Raw genomic sequence first — 18,426 nt, 5'->3', positions numbered from 1 at the left:
GCTGCGCGTTTACCGTTTCGTCAGTTCGTGATCAAGCTGCACGGCCGGTGCAACCTGGCCTGTGACTACTGCTACGTGTACGAGATGGCCGACCAACGCTGGCGCGCGCGGCCGAGGTCGATGGCGCCGGACGTGATCGACCGGACGGTCGCGCGGATCGCCGAACACGTTTCCGTCCACTCGCTGGAAAAAGTGGACATCGTCATTCACGGCGGTGAGCCGCTTTTGGCCGGTCCGGCCGCCGTCCGGCGTCTGGTGACAAGCGCGCGGACACAGGTGGACGCGTCCGTCCGGGTGAGCCTTCAGACGAATGGCGTGCTGCTGGACAGGACATTCCTCGAATTGCTGGGCGAACTCGATGTGCGGGTGAGCGTCAGCGTCGACGGCGGTCAAGTCGCCCATGACCGGCATCGTGTCACGGCCGACGGCAGAGGCAGTTATCAGTCCGTCGCCGCGGCATTACGTCAGCTGGGCGGGCCGGAGTTCCGTTCGCTGTACGCCGGGCTGCTGTGTGTCGTGGACCTGGCGAACGACCCGGTGGAAACATATGCCGCACTGCTGGCGTTCGACCCGCCGGCGATCGACTTGTTGCTGCCGCACGGGAACTGGTCCGCTCCCCCACCGGGCCGGGTCCCCGACGCGCCGGCGACACCGTACGCGGACTGGCTGATCGCGGTGTTCGACCACTGGGTCGCGCGACCCCGCCGGGAGACCAGGATCAGACTGTTCGAGGAGATCATCCACGTGCTGCTCGGCGGGCGGTCGCATGTCGAGGGTGTCGGCCTGGCCCCGACCCAGGTCGTCGTGGTCGAGACGGACGGCACGATCGAGCAGTCGGACATCCTCGCGTCGGCGTTCGACGGCGCCGCCGACACCGGACTGCACGTCGCCCGCGACAGTTTCGACGCGGTGCTGGACCTGCCGGACATGGTCGCCCAGCAGGCCGGCCTCGCCGCGCTCGGGCCAGTCTGCCAGGGGTGCGACCTGCGCGAGGTCTGCGGCGGAGGACTGCGGGCGCACCGGTTCGACCCGGCCAACGGTTTCGCCAACCCGTCGGTCTACTGCCTCGACTTGGACCGGCTGATCCGGCACATCCGGGCGACCGTGGCCGCCCGGCTGGCGGTGGCGCGGTGACCCCGGCCCGGCACACCTTGGCGATGGCGGATTTTGTCGCGCTCGCGCACGGCGGCGGCGGCCCGCGGGCGATCGGCACCCTCGTGTCCGCCCGCCGCAGCCGGACCTTGTTGCTGCTCAAGTACTTGCGTGAGCAGGCGCCGGCGGCCCGGCCGGCGCTGGACCTGCTGGCCGAGGCCCGCCGGGCGGCCCCGCAGGCGGTCGACGAGGTGCTCGACCATCCGTTCACCGGTGAGTGGGTGACGCGCACGGCCACGCTGCCCGACCGTGGGAGCGCGCTCATCACGTACGTCGCCGTCGCGGCCGCGATCCGGGCCGGTTTGTCCGCGACCGTCCGCGTGCCGCCGGTCGACCGGATGCCGTTGCCGTCCTTGGGAACCGTGTCCGGACCGGTCCGCGGCGAGGTCGACGTCCAAGGCCTGGAGTGGGCGCCCACCCCTCGGGTCACCCTGTCCGACGGCGTGTCGTTCGAACTGAGCCCGTGGCCGTCCGGGGGGCCGCTGTCCTGGTTGCGCACGGACGACGTCGACCTCGGCCGTTGGCGGGAGCGGATCGGATCAGGCTGGGATCTGCTTCGGCGGCACCACGCGGACGTGGCCGCCGAGTTCGCCGCGGCCATCCGGATGCTCACACCTCTCACAGCGGCACCGGACGGCACCAGCAGCGCCACCCACGCGGACGCCCTCGGCTGTGTCTTCCTGTCGTTGCCGCCGGACACGGAATCGGTCGCGGTGACGTTGACGCACGAGTTGCAGCACAACAAACTGGCCGCGCTACTGGATCTCTTCCCGTTGGCGACGGGAGACCAGGGAGCCACTTTCTACGCGCCGTGGCGCGACGAGCCCCGTCCGCTCGCCGGGCTGCTGCACGGCACGTACGCGCATCTGGGCATCGCCGGGTTCTGGCGGACGCAGACGGCACAAGGCTCGGCCAAGGCGCCGTTGGAGTTCGCCCGCTGGCGGGAGGCCGCGGTGGAGGCGGCCCGCGCCTTGCTGGCCGACGAGCGGCTCACCGACCTCGGCCGGATCTTCGTCGCCGGCATGATCGACGTGCTGGCCGGGTGGTGCGCCGAACCGGTGCCGGCGCAGGCCGTCGCGGCGGCCCGGCAACTGTCGGCCAGTCACCGTTCACGCTGGCAGGCGGCGCACGGTCAGCGGAGCCGGCCGAGGACGTAGGCGTCGACACCCACCAGGGAGTCCCGGACGGTCCAGCCGTCTCCCGTCGCGATCGGAACCTCCGCGGGGACCACCAGGACCGTGCATCCGGCCGCCACCGCCGACCGCATCCCCATCAACGAGTCCTCCACCGCCACGCACCGCTCCGCCGGGACACCCACCAAGGAGGCGCCCATCAGGTACGGCGTCGGGTCCGGTTTGTTCCTGCCGTCCACTTCGTCCCCGCATACCGAAGCGACGAAGAAATGCCGTCCGATGGAGTCCAGGGCGATCTCCGTCAACGAGCGTTCGGTCGACGTGACCAAGGCCATCGGCACGCCGTGCTCTCGTAACGACATGAGGGCCTCGCGGGCACCCGGTCGCCACGGCACCCCCTGACGGAACAGCTCAGCCGTGCGCTCGGTGAGCCACACTCCCGCCTTGTCCATCGCCGCCGGCTCCAGCTCCAAGCCCAGCTGGGTGAAGATCACCCGCATCGTGTTGTCCATGTTGGAGCCGACGACCGCGTCCCGGGTCCGCTGGGTGAGCCGCCCGCCGAGCTGCTCGGCCAGTTCCCGCAGGCCCACGTCCCAGAGTTTCTCCGAGTCGACCAGGGTGCCGTCCATGTCCCACAACACCGCCGCTGGAATCGACATACCCGCAGCCTACGGTCCGACACGCGGGCTTGACCGATCTACCACTGGTAGTCCGGGCAGGGCTGAAGGGTCGTAGGCTTGGCCGGTGACCGATCACGACTCGCAGGAACAGCCCCGACTGGTGGAGCCGGTGATGGTGGCCGCGTTCGAAGGCTGGAACGACGCCGGCGACGCCGCGAGTACTGCGGTCGAACATCTCCAACTCACCTGGGACGCCACCCCACTCGTGGACGTGGACCCGGACGACTACTACGACTTCCAGGTGACGAGGCCCACAGTCCGCATGGTCGACGGCGTCACCCGCAGGGTGGAATGGCCGACCACCAGGCTGCTGACCTGCCGCCCACCCGGCTCCACCCGCGACATCGTCCTCGTGCACGGCATCGAACCGAACATGCGGTGGCGAAAGTTCTGCGCCGAACTGCTGGAACACATCGAACGCCTCGGCGTGACCACAGTCGTCACCCTGGGTTCGATGCTCGCCGACGTGCCGCACACCCGCCCCGTCCCAGTCACCGGGACGGCCTACGACGCCACCTCCGCCGCCCGTTTCGGCCTGCAGAACTCCCGCTACCAAGGCCCCACCGGGATCATCGGAGTGCTGCAGGACGTGTGCGTCCAGGCCGGCATCCCGGCGATCACCCTCTGGGCCGCGGTCCCCCACTACGTGTCCCAGCCCCCGTCCCCCAAAGCCACCCTGGCCCTGCTGCACCGGGTCGAGGAGGTCCTGGACGTGGAGGTGCCGCTCGGCGCGCTGCCTGAGCAGGCCGAGGAGTGGCAGCGGACAGTCAGCGAGATGGCCGAGGAGGACGAGGACGTCAGCAACTACGTCCGCGCCCTGGAGGAACGCGGCGACGCCGACATGACGCTCAACGAGACCAGCGGCGACGCCATCGCCGCTGAGTTCGAGCGCTATCTCCGTCGCCGCCGGCACGGCGGCCCCGGCCCGGGGCCTGGCCGTGGTCCTCGCCCCTCTGGGTGATGTGCCAGTGTGGTCGGGCTTTGTCCGGGCTGTCATGGGGTCGACTTTGCACACTGTCACCCTTTTACGGACCGTTCGAAAAGAATGATGGTGCTGGGCGCGAAACGTTGTCTGGTCACCTTGGAGTGCGGTTTCCAGCCTCGGGTTCCGGTTCCAGCGCCGGTTACCCTTCTGTGGTTCCATTCCAGCCAAAAACCCCACTGGCCATTAGATCCCCCCTCTCTTGACTATTAACACCCTCCCTCCCATGCCTATTTTTCGAATGGCCACTTTCGCCATTCTTTGGTATCGCTGGGGCATGGGTGGGGAACTTTCTCTCTTTCGTACACCGCTTCCTGTGGTGGACATTCCTGTCGAGGAGATGTCCGCTTCGGAATGCCTGGATGTCCTGGCCGCTGCTGAACGGGTTATCGCCGAGGCAGAGGGCGTCAAGATTCGCGCGTTGGCTCGGTTTGCCGTGTTGCGGCCACCGACCCGGCGGCACGCTGAGCTGGCTGATGGCGCTCGCGAAGAGGTCGCTGTCGAGATCGGGGTCAGTCCGCAATGGACGACCTCACTGAGGTGTTGTCGGTGGTGGATGCTGGGCGGGTGGAACGACGGGTGTTGGCCTACGGGCGGCGGACCAACCCCAGTCGGTTCCGCGACTCCATCCGCTACCACGTGATCAAAATCGACCCCGCGTCGGCAGAACGGCGCCGTGCGGCTGCCCGGCAGGACCGCGATGTCACCTACATGGCGGGAGAAGACGGGGTCGGGCACCTCGGTGCCGCCCTGACCGCCGAAGAAGCCCTGGCCGCCCACCAACAGATCGACAAACTCGCCCGGAAGGCCAGGACCCCGGACCGGACGCTGGGGCAATGCCGGGCGGATGTGTTGCTGGGCTTGATCTTCGGTGAGCAGCGGGAGCGGGTGAAGGTCCAGGTGAACGTGACCGTCCCGGCCACCACTGTCAAGCGACGTTCACACATACACCCCTTGAACTGGGAAGATGTAGCCAGCCGCTACGGGGGAGTCAGGCGGGGAGGACAACGAAGTCGGGGGAGTCCTCCCCCGGCCACTCCCCGTGCCACAATCCCCGCGTGACCAGCGTAAACCCTGCGTCGGGGGAGGGTGGGGAGGCCGTTCACGTCTCATCAGCACGCCTCAAAATCCCAAGAACAGAGCCTAAGCACGTCACCAACCGGGCTCCCTCCCCCAGTGTCGTTTGTGGACGCCTTTTGCGGGACAGCAAGAGGCTATGACATGGTGTTTCTCCTGTACTGCAACAGTTTCAGTCCGTCTACAAGAGACTCCAGCGTCACGCCTCCAACGTACGGAACGACCAGGGAGGCAGACAGGGAGCCAGGGAGCGTTCCCTGGCGACTCCCTGTCCTCAACTCCCTGCTCTGACCTGGGCAAACACTGCTCAGGGAGGCGAACAACCACCTCACGCGGCGCACCGAAAACCCCAGGTCACAGGCTCATCTGAAGGTATCGAGTGGCCTCCCTCCCTGAACATGCTCGTGACTGCCGTCACATCTGCCTGTGACGGCCTGTACGCTGGATTAACGGAGATCAGCGCCGCCGAACTGGACAGGGGATCATATGAGCGCTCCCAGTCCGCAACAACGTCGTGCTTCCGGCACAGTCGGGGGCCGTCGGTGTTCGGGCTGCGGAACGGTGTTGGCTGCGGATAACACCGCGCACGTGTGCGGCAAGTGTCACCGGGAACAACGCGATCAACTCGGTAAGCCACCTCAGCTCAAGGATGATTTCTTCGAGACAGACGACTTCCGGGCGGCCTTCGCAAGCCAGCACATCGGTAAAGTCTTCAAAGCATATCGGATGCATCCTCATCACCTTCGAATGTACGGTAAGGCGCTAAATCAAGAACTCCTGGGGCGGTGGCTTGGACTCAATCAGGCACAAGTAAGTAAGATTGAAACCGGCAAGCCTGAGTATAACCTTGAAACACTGCGGAACTACGCCAAAATTTTGCACCTTCCGGAACGTCTTCTCTGGTTTGACTTTCCTGGACGAAGTCGCTTCAGAGTTCTGGAACGAACCAGTCCTGAGACGAATCAGCTTGACCTGCGACCATCACGGATAACCGAGACATGGCAAATTTCCCCTGCGATAGCTGACCTATGTGGAGTACTAGCCGACTACGGATTCAATGCTATTCAATTCGGCTCGCTACCGCCCGATAGATATCCATCGATAGGAAATCTTGAGAGCGACCTAAAAGTCGCTTTCGACGCCTATCAGCAGTCACGGTTCGCCATCGCGGCCGGACGAATTTCTACATTGCTAGCTGACGCTCAAGTGGCTTTCCGAGGGTGCCAAGAAACGGACCGCACGAGAGTATCCAGAGTACTCGCACTTGCATATCAAGCCGCCGCATCAGTGCTGGGCAAGGTCGGCCAGTCAGATCTAGCATGGATCGCTGCCGAACGAGGTATGGCCGCTGCCGAAAACGCCGACAGCCCTGCCATTCGAGGTTCGCTTATTCGATCGGTAGCGTTCTCGCTACATTCAACCGGCCGTTATGAGCCTGCTATGCGTTTGGTTGAGTCCGGCGCGGGTTACCTGGAAAGCGCAATCAGTGGAGACAATGCCGCGCTTTCTGTGTACGGAACTCTCTTTCTCGTCGGTTCCATGGCCGCTGCGCGTTTCGGCGACGGTTCCAAGAGTGCTGATTATCTAAACGAGGCAGGCGACGCGGCACAGCGACTAGGCGGGAACGCAAACCATCTATGGACCGCATTTGGTCCAACAAATGTGGCTATTCACCGCGTCAATACTGCCGTGGAACTTGGTGACTTTCAAACTGTCCTAGACTCCGGTCTTATTCTGAACATTGACGCCGTGCCAACCGAACGACGAGCACGCTACCTTCTAGACGTGGCTCGCACTTACAGCATGATCGGAAATCAAGAAGATGCCCTTGGCGCAATGATTACCGCTGAACGGATTGCGCCAGAGCAGGTACGTCAACACTATTTGAGCAGGAAAGTGGTCGCCGCCTTGGTTCGAAGTTCATCCGGGAAACCATCCATAGAACTCGACAAGCTTGCCAAGCGCGTGAATGTGACCGAGCAAATCTAATGGGTGACCCAACAGCCGATTTCGCTACACCCCGCCTCGCATCCGGTGCGCTCTTTGTTGACGGCGACAAGGTTCTACTTGTCCGAAAGACCTATGGCAATCGCTGGGACATCCCTGGCGGCTACGTCGATCGAGGCGAATCCCCGGCGGCAGCATGTGAACGCGAAGTGCGCGAAGAACTCGGACTTACCCGAACAGTCAATCGGCTACTGGTCCATGACTGGGCGCCCAACGAGGCAGAAGGCGACAAGATACTCTACGTGTTTGACTGCGGCGAGCTTGGGGAAGACGAGCACAGAATTCAGCTCGACGGAATCGAAGTCGATAAGACTGAATGGGTGAGAGTCGACAAACTTGCCGATTACGTGATCCCACGCCTCGTTCGTCGCCTGACTGCCGCCTACCGTTCACATGCATCCGGCGTGATCATGTATCTGGAACATGGCGAACCGTCCCTAAACAGTCTCTGACTTGTCGTTATTCTGGCGGAGAATATTATATTGCGAATTTGACATGGTTGTCTCGTCACGTTGCGTCTTTACTTGAGGTGACGGCTCGCAATCCTGCGAGTCGCAGCCGAGAGTAAGGACTCAACCGACATGATGACGACTGATGGTTCAAGACGTTCACGGACGGAGCTTGTGACGCGTTCCCTTGTGCTGCAACAGATCGAGGCCATCTACAAAGGATTGATAATGGTGGCCATTGAGGACACTGCTGGTGCCGGGAGCGTTCACGGCGTTCATGAGACCACAGGTCGTGAACGCTCGTGAACGGTTGCGCAGGTCACGTGAACACCGCCCTGTCATGGGTGGCGTTGGGCCGGAACCTGTACCGCACGACGTACAAAAACGACGTGTGGTGGCTGACAGCCACTCCCAAGGAAAAACACCCCTGGGTGCTCTACACCGAACGGAAACACAAGGGCCGCACGGTTCGAGACAAGGTACAAGAGATTGGTTCGTCCACGTTGGACGATGCCCGGCATGCTGCCGAACTATGGTTCAGCTTGGACAAGTTCTGTGGCACGAACGGGGGTGACGGCCGCGACCACTAACCCATCACTGAACATCACCTGCGTAACCGGGAAACGAGAAAGCAGCGATGATCACCACGTTGACGAGCTGGGAGCGGAACCGGAGACACGCCAGGACGCCGGACGGTCCGGCGCCGTAGGGCGGCCCCAGACGGCCGTACGGGGCAGGAATGGCCGTATGCGGTCCGATTACCCCGGTAGCGATGACGGCCCCGCAGGGGGCGCCTATGTCGGTTAGCTCGTCATCACGACAGCAACCGACGACACAGGAAGACACGAGAGAGACTGATGATCGGCCCACGATCGGTACGGATGAACCAGAACGCGGAGACTATGCCTATCACCTGGCGCGCGTATGTGCGCGCTTCCCGAAAAAGATCAGCCCGGAAGGGGCGCGTCGGCTGGCTCGGTTGCTTCGGCCACCCGAACCACCCACCACCGAATAGACAACAAGAAAACCGGCCGGGACTCAGACGAGTCCCGGCCGGTCTGTTGCGTGAGGCCCTTTACAACGGGTTGGGCTCTATCTCGATTCGAGAGTAGTCAAACTTGTTGCTGGGACCACGATGCTCATCGATAATCACAGCGGCGAACAGGAACCGAAGAACCGCGTTCATCCGTTCGTAGTCCTCACGGGCGACCAGTTCGTTCCACCTATCCCGTGCATGCTCACCGACAAGACCCGCAAGGACATCAGCAGTAGGACGAACAGCGGTTTTATGCCGAATCTTGCTGATCCGCTCCTCAACCGTTCGCCGCATCTCTCGATACTCACGCGTGGACACTTCGCGCTGCTTCCACATGTCTTTCAATTCGGCTAGTTCTTGCTCGTCCGCTGTGATCGCTTCCTTTTCCCGCTTCGTCAAGGTAACGGCCGCCGGACTCCCAGAAAGATCAAGAGTCGTCAGCAACTCAATCGCAGCGTCGACCACGAATTTCTCTAGGGGCGCTGCACCGATCCCACGAGCACACCGAACCTTTTTGTCGAAAACCGTGCTGCGCGTGCACCGGTACATCGGCCACCTTTTGCTTTTCCCTTGCCTTTCTTCAGGTGTGCTCGTGGTGCCGGAACCTGACATGTGCGTGGCACACTTGCGGCACATTACGAGGCCGCGCAGGAAGTAGTATCGGTTCGCGCGGATCTTGTACGCTGACGCGCGCATTGCGCGCCGTTCTTGAACCTCATTCCACGTCCCTCGATCGATAATCGCGGACCATGCGCCCTCACCGATCATTTCCCCCCGAAACACGAGAATGCCGGTCAGATACGGCGACGACAAGAGACGCCGAACAGTGGACGCCGACCATGCCGTATTGCCAAACACGGTCTTGAATCCACGTTCGGTAAGCATCGCGGAGATATCACGCGGAGACATGCCGTCAAGATAGGCCGAGTAGACATCCCGGATGACTTCCGCTTCATCTTCGATGATGGTCATCCCGTCTATCGTGTAGCCAAAGCGGCGCCTGCCTGGCGTATGTGGCAGGCCGTCAAGGGCTCGATCCGCCAACTTGTCCTTAATACGCCGAGACGTGTCATCGCTGGACCGGCACGCGTGCGCAACCTCGATCCGCAGAAAGAATCGATCATCCGGATCGGACAGATCACGCCGGTTCGCCTGCCCGTGCAACACAATCCCGTACTCGTCGGATATCGTCAGCAACTCTTCAAGATCCTTGGGCTGACGCATGAGCCGATCAGGATGATAAACAATCACATTCCTAAACCGACCATTCCGCATCGCATCAATCAACTTATCCCAACCGGGGCGCTTCCGGTCACGTTTCCACGCAGACCGATTCGGATCTACAAAAACGGAATCCGACGTGACCACAAGCCCCAACCGGTCGGCGACTTCCCGACACAGCCGCTCCTGACGGTCCACTCCGGTCTGATCATCATCATCCGCCTTCGAGATGCGGCAGTAGACAGCCGCCGGTTGACCAGCCACAGCCCCAGCGTTCAGCCGCTGGTCTCGACCGTCCCGACCAGCCCGGATAGCCTTGCTACGCCGCTCACGCTCCATCACAGCATCCATACCTCATACGCTATGAACGCGCAATGGCTACGTTGATGGGTCTCAATGAGCAGCCTGGTGTGTTGTCGGGGTATGGACCGATCACGGCTGAGCATGCCCGTGAGTTGGCCCAGCAGGCCACCTGGCGGCGGATTCTCACCGACCCGGCCGGGCATCTACTGGAAGCCAGTCCACGCCGGTTCCCATCACCGGCAATGGCCGAGCATGTTCGGTTGCGTGATCAGACTTGTCGCATGCCCGGCTGTACCACCACCGCCCACCGCGCCGAGATCGACCACACCGTTCGCCACTGCGATCAGGGACTGACCAGCACGGACAACCTCGCTGCATTGTGCCGATTTCACAATCTGATGAGGGAGCGAAGTGACTGGGATATCTGTCAGCCCAGTGCAGGCGTGTTGGTGTTCACCAGCCCTGAAGGTCGCAGATACCAGACCACGCCCCAGCCACTCGCCGGGTGAGAGCACTCTTTTGTCTTTCGCGCCCAGCACCATTCATCTTTTCGAACGGTCCATAAAAGAGCAATGCCCCGACCAGCCAGGCTAAAGGTCCACCCCCAACAATGCGTCGACAGCGTCCCGGAGGACGACCGGAGCGTCCGGGTCCTTGCCCCGGCCGGCGAGGGCGTCGTTGGCCCAGGCGTCGATCGCGAGCAGGGCGTTGGGGGTGTCCAGGTCGTTGGAGAGGTGGTCACGGAGGCGGGCGATGGTGTCCGTCGCGTCCGGGCCGGTTTCCAGCAGGGCCGCGTCGCGCCAGCGGCCGAGCCGGGTCAGGCCCGCTTCGAGCAGGTTGTTGGTCCAGGGGCGGTCGGTTCGGTAGTGGCCGGCTAGCAGGGCCAGCCGGACGGCCATCGGGTCGATCTGGTCGGCGCGCAGGCGGGAGACGAACACCAGGTTGCCCCGGGACTTGGACATTTTCTCGCCGTCCAGGCCGATCATGCCGGCGTGTACGTAGTGGCGGGCGAACGGGTGTTCGCCGGTGAGGGCTTCGGCGTGGGCCGCGCTGTTCTCATGGTGCGGGAACACCAGGTCGGAGCCGCCGCCCTGGACGTCGAAGGCGGTGCCGAGGCGGTTCAGGGCGATGACCGAGCACTCCACGTGCCAGCCGGGGCGGCCCGCGCCCAGTTCGCTCTCCCAGGATGGTTCGCCGGGCCGCTCGACCCGCCACAGCAGGGCGTCCAGTGGGTGGCGTTTGCCTGGGCGCGAAGGGTCGCCGCCGCGTTCGGCGAACAGGTCGACCATGGTCGACTCGGGGTAGCGGGACTCGTAGCCGAACCGGCCGGTCGCCGTGTGGTCGAAGTAGACGTCCGGGTACTCGGTGTCGGCCACCCGGTACGCCTTGCCGCTGGCGAGCAGCTTGGACACCGCTTCCACGATCTCCGGGATCGACTCCACCGCGCCGACGTACGACCGCGGCGGCAGCACGCGCAGGGCGACCATGTCCTCACGGAACAGTGCGGTCTCCCGCATGCCGAGAACGACCCAGTCGTCCTGGTCGCGTTCGGCGCGCTCCAGCAGTGGGTCGTCGATGTCGGTGACGTTCTGGACGTAGTTCACGTCGTGCCCGTTGTCCAGCCACTGCCGGTGCACCAGGTCGAAGGCCAGATACGTGGCGGCGTGGCCGAGGTGGGTCGCGTCGTACGGCGTGATCCCGCAGACGTACAGGCCGGCGGTCCTCCCGGGCGCGGTCGGCCGCACCTCACCGCCCGCGGTGTCGTAGAGCCGCAACGGACGCGGAGTCCCCGCGACCCGTGGAACCGGTGTCGATGCCCAAGTCTGCATGTCAGACAGGTTAATCGGCCACGTCCACGGCGGAAGAGCGCCCACAGGTTGGGAGTGTCACCTTTCGGCGACGGCCGAAAGACGGGGACGTTAGCGTCGGCACATGGACATCACCGGGGTCGCCGAAGTGCAGGCGATCATCGCGGATCCGCGGTTCGTGCCACCGCCGCCCGAGCCGGCCGGGCCCGTCGGGACCATGACGTGGCTACGGGCCTCGGTTGCGCGCTTCAGCAGCGGCGAGATCCACACCCGGCGGCGCGCGCTCGTCGAGTCCGAACTCGCCGGGCTCGACCCGGCCCGGCTCGGCGAACAAGCCGCAAAGTCCACAGTGGAGCAGACGTACGTCCCGGTGGCGGTACTCGCGGAAGCCTTGGGAATCAAGGACATTCTGGCAGCTGTCGCAGCCGTGCGCGAAGTCGCGAAGGCGTACCAGGGCGTCTACGACACGCCCCCGGACGCGGCCGTGACGAAGCTGGTCGACATGCTCGAACCCGACGACCCGGAAGTCGTCGCGAACCGGATCGGGCTGCTGGTGCAGGCGTGCGACGCCACCGCGGCGCTGATCAAGGAGCCGGACCAGCCGCCGGTACGGTTCACCCGCCGGCAGGCACTGGTCGACGTCCAGGTCGACGACAACACGATCCCCGCCGGAACCATTGTCCGACTGGACATCAGCGCCCTGCCGTTCGGCGGCGACGCCCGCCCCTGCCCCGGTCGGGCGCACGCCCTCGCGCTCGCCGACGGCGCCCGCGTCAGCCCAGGAACTCGGTGACCAGCTTGCCGAACTCCGCCGGTCGCTCCAGGTAGATCATGTGCCCGCAGTCCATCTCGCGGACTGTCAGGTCGTCGCCGAGCACGGCCCGGCAGTCCGCGACGAACGCCGGCTGTAAGTAGTCGGCGTCCAACGCCGGCGCCAGCAAAGTCGGTATTCCCGCCGGCGGGACGACGTGAGCGCGAGCCATCTCGCTCCACGCCACCACCCCCATCGCCGGCGAGTACCTGCGATGCCACACGCCTTCGTCGTCCTGGAAGAACCCGACGGCGAGCTCGTCGTCGACCTGATCGTCGGACGCGAACGACCACCGCTCGGCCTGGGACGCACGCGCCTGCTCGAACGTGGCGAACAGTTCCTCGGTCCGCGAATCCTCGGCGTCCTGGCCGGACGTCTCCGGGTCCAGGCCGAGCGCCGGGTCCACCAGCACCAGCCGGCTCACCCTGTCCGGCACCATGTTCGCCAGGTACAACGCGATGGCGCCGCCGTACGAGTGGCCCATCACGGGCACCCGGTCCAGGCCGCGGTCGTCCATCAGGGCGAGCACGTCCTCGGCGAACTGTTCCAGCCGCCACGGCGGATTCCACGTGGACCGGCCGTGTCCCCTGAGGTCCGGCGCGGTCACCCGGAAGCCGGCGAGCTGGGTCTCGGCGAAGCGCCGCCACCGGGCGCCGTGGCCGCTCAGGCCGTGCAACGCCAGCAGCGGGCGCCCGCCGGCCGGGCCGAACTCGTACGTGAACAGGGCCGTGGTCACGGCTGGAGGTTACTTGTCCCAGGCCACCGGCAGCGTGTGCACGCCGTAGATGGTCATCCTGGTGCGGAACCGGACACCGCCCGCCAGTCGCAGGGACGGGAACCGGCGCAGCAGCGCGGTGAACCCGATCCGCATCTCGATCCGGGCCAACTGCTGGCCGAGGCACTGGTGGATGCCGTGGCCGAACGCGACATGGCCGTGCGCGTCGCGGGTGACGTCCAGGGTGTCCGGGTCGGCGAACTTCTCCGGGTCACGGTTCGCGCCCGGCACCGAGATCGTCACGCACTGGCCGGCGCGGACCAGGTGCCCCTCGATCTCGACGTCCCGCAAGGCGCTCCGGACCGGCCCCAGGTGGATGATCGACAGGTAGCGAAGCAGTTCCTCCACGGCGGCCGCGGGATCGTTCAGCAGCGCGGCGCGTTGGTCCGGGTGCTGCAGGATCGTGTACGTGCCGAGGGCCAGCATGTTCGCCGTGGTCTCGTGCCCGGCGACGAGCAGGATCATCGCGATGGTGACCAGCTCCTCGTGGGTGAGCTGGCCTTCGGCGATGAGGCCGCCGAGGATGTCGTCCGGCGGGTTCGCGCGTTTGCCGTTCACGACCGACGACAAGGTCTGGCAGAGCGCCAGGTAGGCCGAGTTGATGTCCTCGGGTGGGGTGTCCAGGTTGAGCATCGTGGCCGAGTCCTGCTGGAACGTGCCCCGATACTCCTGCGGGATGCCGAGCAGTTCGCAGATCACCAGGGACGGGATGGGCAGCGCGAAGGACGTGACCAGGTCGGTCGGTGGGCCGGCGGCCTCGATCTCGTCCAGCCGGTCCTCGGCGATCTTGGCGATGCGCGGCTCAAGCGCGTGCATCCGGTGGACGGTGAACTGGCCGGTGAGCATGCGGCGGATCCGAGTGTGGTCTGGCGGGTCCATCCGGTTGAACATGCCCGGCGGGATCTCGAAGTTCATGTCCCGCACACCGGGACGTTCGACCGGCGAGTGCATCTTCGCCACCAGGTTGCTGAACGACGGGCTGGCCAGCACGGCACGGGCCGCGTGTTGGCTCGTCACCAGCCAGCCTTCATGGCCGTCCGGGTAGGTCATCGGCGAGATGGGGTCGTGGGTGCGGACGGCCGCGATCTCGTCAGGCGGGTCGAGCGGGCGCTGACGGTCCATCGGCAAGCCGTTGATGTACGAAGTCGTCATCCTTCGATAGCTACACTAGTTTCACAAAGTTGTGAAGTTAAGGAAGTATCAAGATGGCTCGACCAGTCCGACAAAGTCCGCCAACTGCCCGATCGCCCGAGCGAAGAACTCGTCGCTCGGGTCGACGCTGCCGACCAACTGGCCGAACAGCTCGAAGCTGAGCATCCCGAACAGCTGGGTCCAGACCACCAGGCCACGGGCGATCGCTTCGAACGGCAACTCCGGCGCGACCTGCAGGGCCACCTGCGCGATCTGCCCGGTCAGGCCTGGGGTCAGCGGCGGATCCGGGAACACGGGCTTGAGCGAGCCGTTCGCCCAGGCGTCCCGGAGTTGCTTGATCAGCAGCAACGGGACGCGGGTGCCGGCGGCGACGGTGTCGCGCGGGGCGACGTAGCCGGGGATCGGCGAGCCGTAGATCAGGGCGTACTCGTGCGGGTGTTTCCGGGCCCAGTGGCGGATCGCGTGACAGGCGGCGAGCCAGCCCGCTCGCGGGTCGCCGTTCTTCGCGGCCTTCTCGGCCACCTCGCCGACAGCGTCGTACGCGTCGATGATCAACGCGGTCAGCAGGTCGTCCCGACTCGGGAAGTACCGGTACAGCGCGGACGACACCACGCCGAGTTCCCTGGCCACCGACCGCAGCGACAGCTTGATCGCGCCTTCCTCGGCGAGCTGGCGGCGGGCCGCGTCCTTGATGGCCCTGGTCATCTCCTGCCTGGCGTGGTCCCGGGCGGTTCGGCTGGCGTTCATGACCCCGAGTGTGCCAGTACCGAGAGCAGTTGTCACTTCCGAGAGCACTGCTCTTGACAATGAGCGGCGGCCGGGTGTTGACTGGGGTCACCAACGAGAGCAGTGCTCTCCCAAGAGATCAGGGGTCACGACATGAACGACATCCGCAACATCCCCGCCACCCGCGGCGACCGGATCTTCAACGCGAGCGTCAAGTGGCTGGCCAAGATGGGTGTCAGCCTGATGGGCACCCGGCTGCTGGCGGTCCGCGGCCGCAAGACCGGCGAGTGGCGGACCACCGCGGTGAACGTGCTCACCTACGAGGGCGAGCAGTACCTGGTGGCGCCGCGCGGCCACACCCAGTGGGTGCGCAACATGCGGGTGGCCGGCGGCGGCGAGCTGCGGCTCGGCTGGCGCAAGCGGTCGTTCACCGCGGTCGAGCTGGCCGACGCCGACAAGCCGGGGGTGTTCCGGCTCTACCTGAAGAAGTGGGCCTGGGAGGTCGGCCGGTTCTTCGGCCCGGACGTGAGCGCCGAGTCGAGCGACGAGAAGCTGCTGGAGATCGCGCCCGACTTCCCGGTCTTCCGGCTCACGGTTGGGTGACCAGCCGTCGGCGGAGTACGACGAGCGCGGGGACCTGCAGGATCGCGTAGAGAACGTGGAACGAGTAGTGGTAGAGGGTCTGTTCCGGGTGGAACGGCAGGAACGGCAACGGCAGGACGCTGACGATCGCTCCACCCACCAGATTCAGCAGCACCCAGCCCAGCAGCACCCGCTCCACCACCCGCCGCGCCGATGTGAACCAGGCCGCGACGAGGGCCAGATAGAGGATCGTGGGATAGAGCGACTCCGGGCTGAGGATCGTCTGGCCGGGCAGGTCCGCCACATTGTGAACGAAGAAACCCAGCCAGGACAACGCGACCGCGAAGATCACCGTCCACTCCGGACGAACTGCCGGGCCGGTGTGAGCCACAGCGCGCATCCCCACGCCAAGAGGCCGACTGCCAGCGAGTCCCAGCCGTAGCCGGGTCCGAACAGGCCGCGGGGGTAGAGCGTCAGGGACGTCGCGAGCAGCGTGGCCGCGGTCAGGAACCAGCCGGCCGCAAGCACTTTGGCCGCCCATCGTTCGCCACGCAGGAACGCGGTCATCGCGATCCAGCCCATGAAGACGTACAGACCGAAGCCAAGGATCGCGGTGTCCATGACGTGCGTCTGGGCCGCGGTCGTGATCAGGCCCGACATGCCGTCCTTGTCGCCGCCCGGACCGATCAACGCCCAGAACCAGGTGAGCATCGGCTCCTCCCCGGCGAGCATGACCAGCCCGACGATGACGAGCCAGCCCCGCGCCTTCTCGACCCGGCGGGCCGCCACGACCAGGGCGATGGTGACGACGAGACCCAGTCCCGCCCACAGCGCGAAGATCTGCGGGTTCGTCATGGCAGATCCCTCCGGGTCATCAGGTAGGCGGCGAATCCGGGAATGAACCGCCACATGGCCGGCACCGCCGTCCCCGCGACGCGTTCGATCGCGAACCGGTCGCCGAAGCGGCGGTTCACCTCGCCCGGCTCCATCGTGCGCATCCCGACCCACCGCTCCCAGCGGCGCGGCGGCCATTCGAAACACCACAGCAGGAACTGCGAGTCGGGACGGGCCAGCGGGAGCACGTTCGCCAGGTACTGGTCGCGCCTTTCGGGCGACAGGTCGTCCAGCACGCCGTAGTCGACCAGGACGTCGAACGTGCCGTGGTCGTGCCGGAACGAGGTCAGGTCGTCCAGGACGAAGTGGACGTCCACTTCGGCTCGTTCCGCCGCCGCCCGCGCCTTGACCAGGGCAGCCGGCGCGAAGTCCACTCCGGTCACGTCGAATCCTTGCTGGGCGAGGAAAATCGAGTTGGCACCGGTGCCGCAGCCGAGGTCGATGGCGCGGCCACGGCGCAGCCGGCCGGACCGCACCAACCCGATCAGTTCGGCTCGGGCCCCGATCTCCCAGGGCATCCGGGCGTACCGGTAGCCCACGTTGTACAAGCTCTGCGAGTTCATCACCAGCCCCCTGTCGTTCTGGTGCTAGCCTTCACCCAAGCGATCTAATAGTCAAGTGATTTGAGTATCAAATTGTCGAACGAATCCGTGGACGGCCTGGCCCGCGAACTGACCAGCGAGCTGTTCGAGCTGAGCATCTCCCTCGACCTGATCGGCAACGCCGCGGCCAGCCGGATCGGGATCAACCAGACCGACCTGATCTGCCTGTTCCTGCTCGTCCGGCACGGCCCGATGAGTCCGGGCCAGATCGCGTCCTCGCTCGGCCTGACCACCGCCGCGATCAGCGCGATGGCCGCGCGCCTGGAAGCCGGCGGGTACGCCCACCGCGAGATCGACCCGAACGACCGCAGGCGGGTGCTGATGCACGCCTCCCCCACCGGCAGCCAGCAGGCCTTCAGCCTGTTCGACGACTTCTACCAGGCGATCATCGATCTGCTCGGCGCGGCCGACCGCGAGGACGTCGAGAAGCTCACCAGCCTGCTCGTCCAGTTCCGCGGCATCCTCGTCGAGCACGCCGCGACGATCCGCGGCAAGAAGTGAGTCACCGCAGGATCTTGACCATCGTGTCGGACTGCGCGCCGGCAGCCACAGTCTGGAACCCCAACCGGCGGTACAACTCCCGCGCGCGATTGGCCCGTTCGACACTCAACGAGACCCGGGTGTCAGTGGCGATCGCGAACAGCTCCGACAGCAACTCCGCACCGATCCCCTGTCCACGCCAGCCGGGCAGCACGGCGACAGACACCTCGGGCACGTCGTCCGCGACATAGCCGTACCCAGGCTCGTCGGCGGTGAACAACCGCAACCAGGCGGCCCCGACAGGCCCACCCCGCTCACCGACAACCCCTAGATCCCCGGACCGTGGCCACCCGGAGACGTAGCGGGCCAAGGTGGGATCGGCGAGGACCTGGGCACGGGTCAACGCCGCCCGCCCGTCGTCCCAATTGACTGCGGCACAAAGCATCTCGGTGAGGAAGCCGGCGTCGCTCGGCTCGGCCCGGCGGATCATTAAGGCGGACAGGGTCATCCTCCAAGCCGGTGTGATCGCCCGGGAGCACGCAACCGGATTAAGCTG

20 protein-coding genes are annotated in these 18,426 nt (G+C 65.3%); 10 read left to right on the top strand and 10 right to left on the bottom strand.

The features are described from left to right. The first annotated feature begins 27 nt into the window (after positions 1–27). Positions 28–1,134: an FxsB family cyclophane-forming radical SAM/SPASM peptide maturase gene (locus EV192_RS38040; RefSeq protein WP_243727338.1), complete on the top strand. Its 1,107-nt coding sequence runs from the start codon at positions 28–30 to the stop codon at positions 1,132–1,134. Further along, positions 1,131–2,309 carry an aKG-HExxH-type peptide beta-hydroxylase gene (locus tag EV192_RS38035; RefSeq protein ID WP_132123487.1) on the top strand — a complete coding sequence of 393 codons (1,179 nt, stop codon included), beginning with the start codon at positions 1,131–1,133 and terminating at the stop codon, positions 2,307–2,309. The genes EV192_RS38040 and EV192_RS38035 overlap by 4 nt, the downstream gene beginning before the upstream one ends. Here EV192_RS38035 and EV192_RS38030 read toward each other — a convergent pair. After that, positions 2,285–2,944, bottom strand: coding sequence for an HAD family hydrolase (locus EV192_RS38030; protein ID WP_132123486.1), 660 nt, complete (start codon positions 2,942–2,944; stop codon positions 2,285–2,287). The genes EV192_RS38035 and EV192_RS38030 overlap by 25 nt on opposite strands. Positions 2,945–3,077: 133 nt before the next feature. Here EV192_RS38030 and EV192_RS38025 point away from each other — a divergent pair, with 133 nt between their 5' ends. The 5 genes from EV192_RS38025 to EV192_RS38005 all read left to right on the top strand — a co-directional run bounded on the left by EV192_RS38025 (position 3,078) and on the right by EV192_RS38005 (position 8,070). After that, a complete protein-coding gene (locus EV192_RS38025) occupies positions 3,078–3,926 on the top strand; it encodes a PAC2 family protein (protein WP_132123750.1) in 849 nt (282 codons plus the stop codon). A 543-nt stretch (positions 3,927–4,469) separates the two neighbouring features. After that, positions 4,470–5,009, top strand: coding sequence for a DUF222 domain-containing protein (locus EV192_RS38020; protein ID WP_132123485.1), 540 nt, complete (start codon positions 4,470–4,472; stop codon positions 5,007–5,009). A gap of 501 nt (positions 5,010–5,510) precedes the next feature. Next, the gene (locus tag EV192_RS38015) at positions 5,511–7,013 is read left to right on the top strand and encodes a helix-turn-helix transcriptional regulator (protein ID WP_132123484.1); all 1,503 of its coding nucleotides are present in this window, start codon (positions 5,511–5,513) and stop codon (positions 7,011–7,013) included. Next, positions 7,013–7,483, top strand: coding sequence for an NUDIX domain-containing protein (locus EV192_RS38010; protein WP_132123483.1), 471 nt, complete (start codon positions 7,013–7,015; stop codon positions 7,481–7,483). Before EV192_RS38015 ends, EV192_RS38010 begins: the two co-directional genes overlap by 1 nt. Positions 7,484–7,803: 320 nt before the next feature. Further along, complete coding sequence (locus EV192_RS38005; protein ID WP_132123482.1) at positions 7,804–8,070, top strand: hypothetical protein; 267 nt, start codon at positions 7,804–7,806, stop codon at positions 8,068–8,070. A gap of 485 nt (positions 8,071–8,555) precedes the next feature. Here the strand turns inward: EV192_RS38005 and EV192_RS38000 are convergent, their stop codons facing one another. Beyond that, entirely contained in the window at positions 8,556–10,088 is a 1,533-nt protein-coding gene (locus tag EV192_RS38000) for a recombinase family protein (protein WP_132123481.1), read from the bottom strand. Positions 10,089–10,630: 542 nt separating this feature from the next. Further along, positions 10,631–11,869 carry a cysteine--1-D-myo-inosityl 2-amino-2-deoxy-alpha-D-glucopyranoside ligase gene (mshC, locus tag EV192_RS37990; protein WP_132123479.1) on the bottom strand — a complete coding sequence of 413 codons (1,239 nt, stop codon included), beginning with the start codon at positions 11,867–11,869 and terminating at the stop codon, positions 10,631–10,633. Between the two features lie 103 nt (positions 11,870–11,972). On the opposite strand from mshC, the gene EV192_RS37985 reads away from it, so the two are divergent. After that, positions 11,973–12,641 (top strand): cytochrome P450 family protein, encoded by a 669-nt coding sequence (locus EV192_RS37985; protein ID WP_207926527.1) that lies wholly within the window; start codon positions 11,973–11,975, stop codon positions 12,639–12,641. Here EV192_RS37985 and EV192_RS37980 read toward each other — a convergent pair. Genes EV192_RS37980 through EV192_RS37970 form a run of 3 tightly spaced genes read right to left on the bottom strand, consistent with a single transcriptional unit; the run spans position 12,622 to position 15,333 of the window. Continuing rightward, a complete protein-coding gene (locus EV192_RS37980; protein WP_243727337.1) occupies positions 12,622–13,395 on the bottom strand; it encodes an alpha/beta fold hydrolase in 774 nt (257 codons plus the stop codon). The genes EV192_RS37985 and EV192_RS37980 overlap by 20 nt on opposite strands. Positions 13,396–13,404: 9 nt before the next feature. Beyond that, positions 13,405–14,586 (bottom strand): cytochrome P450, encoded by a 1,182-nt coding sequence (locus EV192_RS37975; protein ID WP_132123478.1) that lies wholly within the window; start codon positions 14,584–14,586, stop codon positions 13,405–13,407. A 48-nt stretch (positions 14,587–14,634) separates the two neighbouring features. Beyond that, positions 14,635–15,333 carry a TetR/AcrR family transcriptional regulator gene (locus EV192_RS37970; RefSeq protein WP_132123477.1) on the bottom strand — a complete coding sequence of 233 codons (699 nt, stop codon included), beginning with the start codon at positions 15,331–15,333 and terminating at the stop codon, positions 14,635–14,637. A gap of 132 nt (positions 15,334–15,465) precedes the next feature. Here EV192_RS37970 and EV192_RS37965 point away from each other — a divergent pair, with 132 nt between their 5' ends. Beyond that, positions 15,466–15,915, top strand: coding sequence for a nitroreductase/quinone reductase family protein (locus EV192_RS37965; protein ID WP_132123476.1), 450 nt, complete (start codon positions 15,466–15,468; stop codon positions 15,913–15,915). Here EV192_RS37965 and EV192_RS37960 read toward each other — a convergent pair. The 3 genes from EV192_RS37960 to EV192_RS55070 are packed head-to-tail and all read right to left on the bottom strand — an operon-like array spanning position 15,902 to position 17,351. Then, positions 15,902–16,246 (bottom strand): hypothetical protein, encoded by a 345-nt coding sequence (locus tag EV192_RS37960; RefSeq protein WP_132123475.1) that lies wholly within the window; start codon positions 16,244–16,246, stop codon positions 15,902–15,904. The genes EV192_RS37965 and EV192_RS37960 overlap by 14 nt on opposite strands. Then, positions 16,243–16,749 carry a hypothetical protein gene (locus EV192_RS37955; RefSeq protein ID WP_132123474.1) on the bottom strand — a complete coding sequence of 169 codons (507 nt, stop codon included), beginning with the start codon at positions 16,747–16,749 and terminating at the stop codon, positions 16,243–16,245. The genes EV192_RS37960 and EV192_RS37955 overlap by 4 nt, the downstream gene beginning before the upstream one ends. Next, entirely contained in the window at positions 16,746–17,351 is a 606-nt protein-coding gene (locus tag EV192_RS55070) for a class I SAM-dependent methyltransferase (protein ID WP_207926525.1), read from the bottom strand. Before EV192_RS55070 ends, EV192_RS37955 begins: the two co-directional genes overlap by 4 nt. Positions 17,352–17,423: 72 nt before the next feature. Between EV192_RS55070 and EV192_RS37945 the strand changes: the two genes are divergently transcribed. Continuing rightward, entirely contained in the window at positions 17,424–17,891 is a 468-nt protein-coding gene (locus EV192_RS37945; RefSeq protein WP_165960846.1) for a MarR family winged helix-turn-helix transcriptional regulator, read from the top strand. 1 nt (position 17,892) lies between these two features. On the opposite strand, the gene EV192_RS37940 is transcribed toward EV192_RS37945, so the two are convergent. After that, positions 17,893–18,378, bottom strand: coding sequence for a GNAT family N-acetyltransferase (locus tag EV192_RS37940; protein WP_132123472.1), 486 nt, complete (start codon positions 18,376–18,378; stop codon positions 17,893–17,895). Positions 18,379–18,426 lie beyond the last annotated feature (48 nt).

It is taken from the genome of Actinocrispum wychmicini, from assembly GCF_004345645.1.
In the GTDB taxonomy this organism is placed as follows: domain Bacteria; phylum Actinomycetota; class Actinomycetes; order Mycobacteriales; family Pseudonocardiaceae; genus Kibdelosporangium; species Kibdelosporangium wychmicini.
This window is presented reverse-complemented; position numbering and strand designations above follow the sequence as displayed.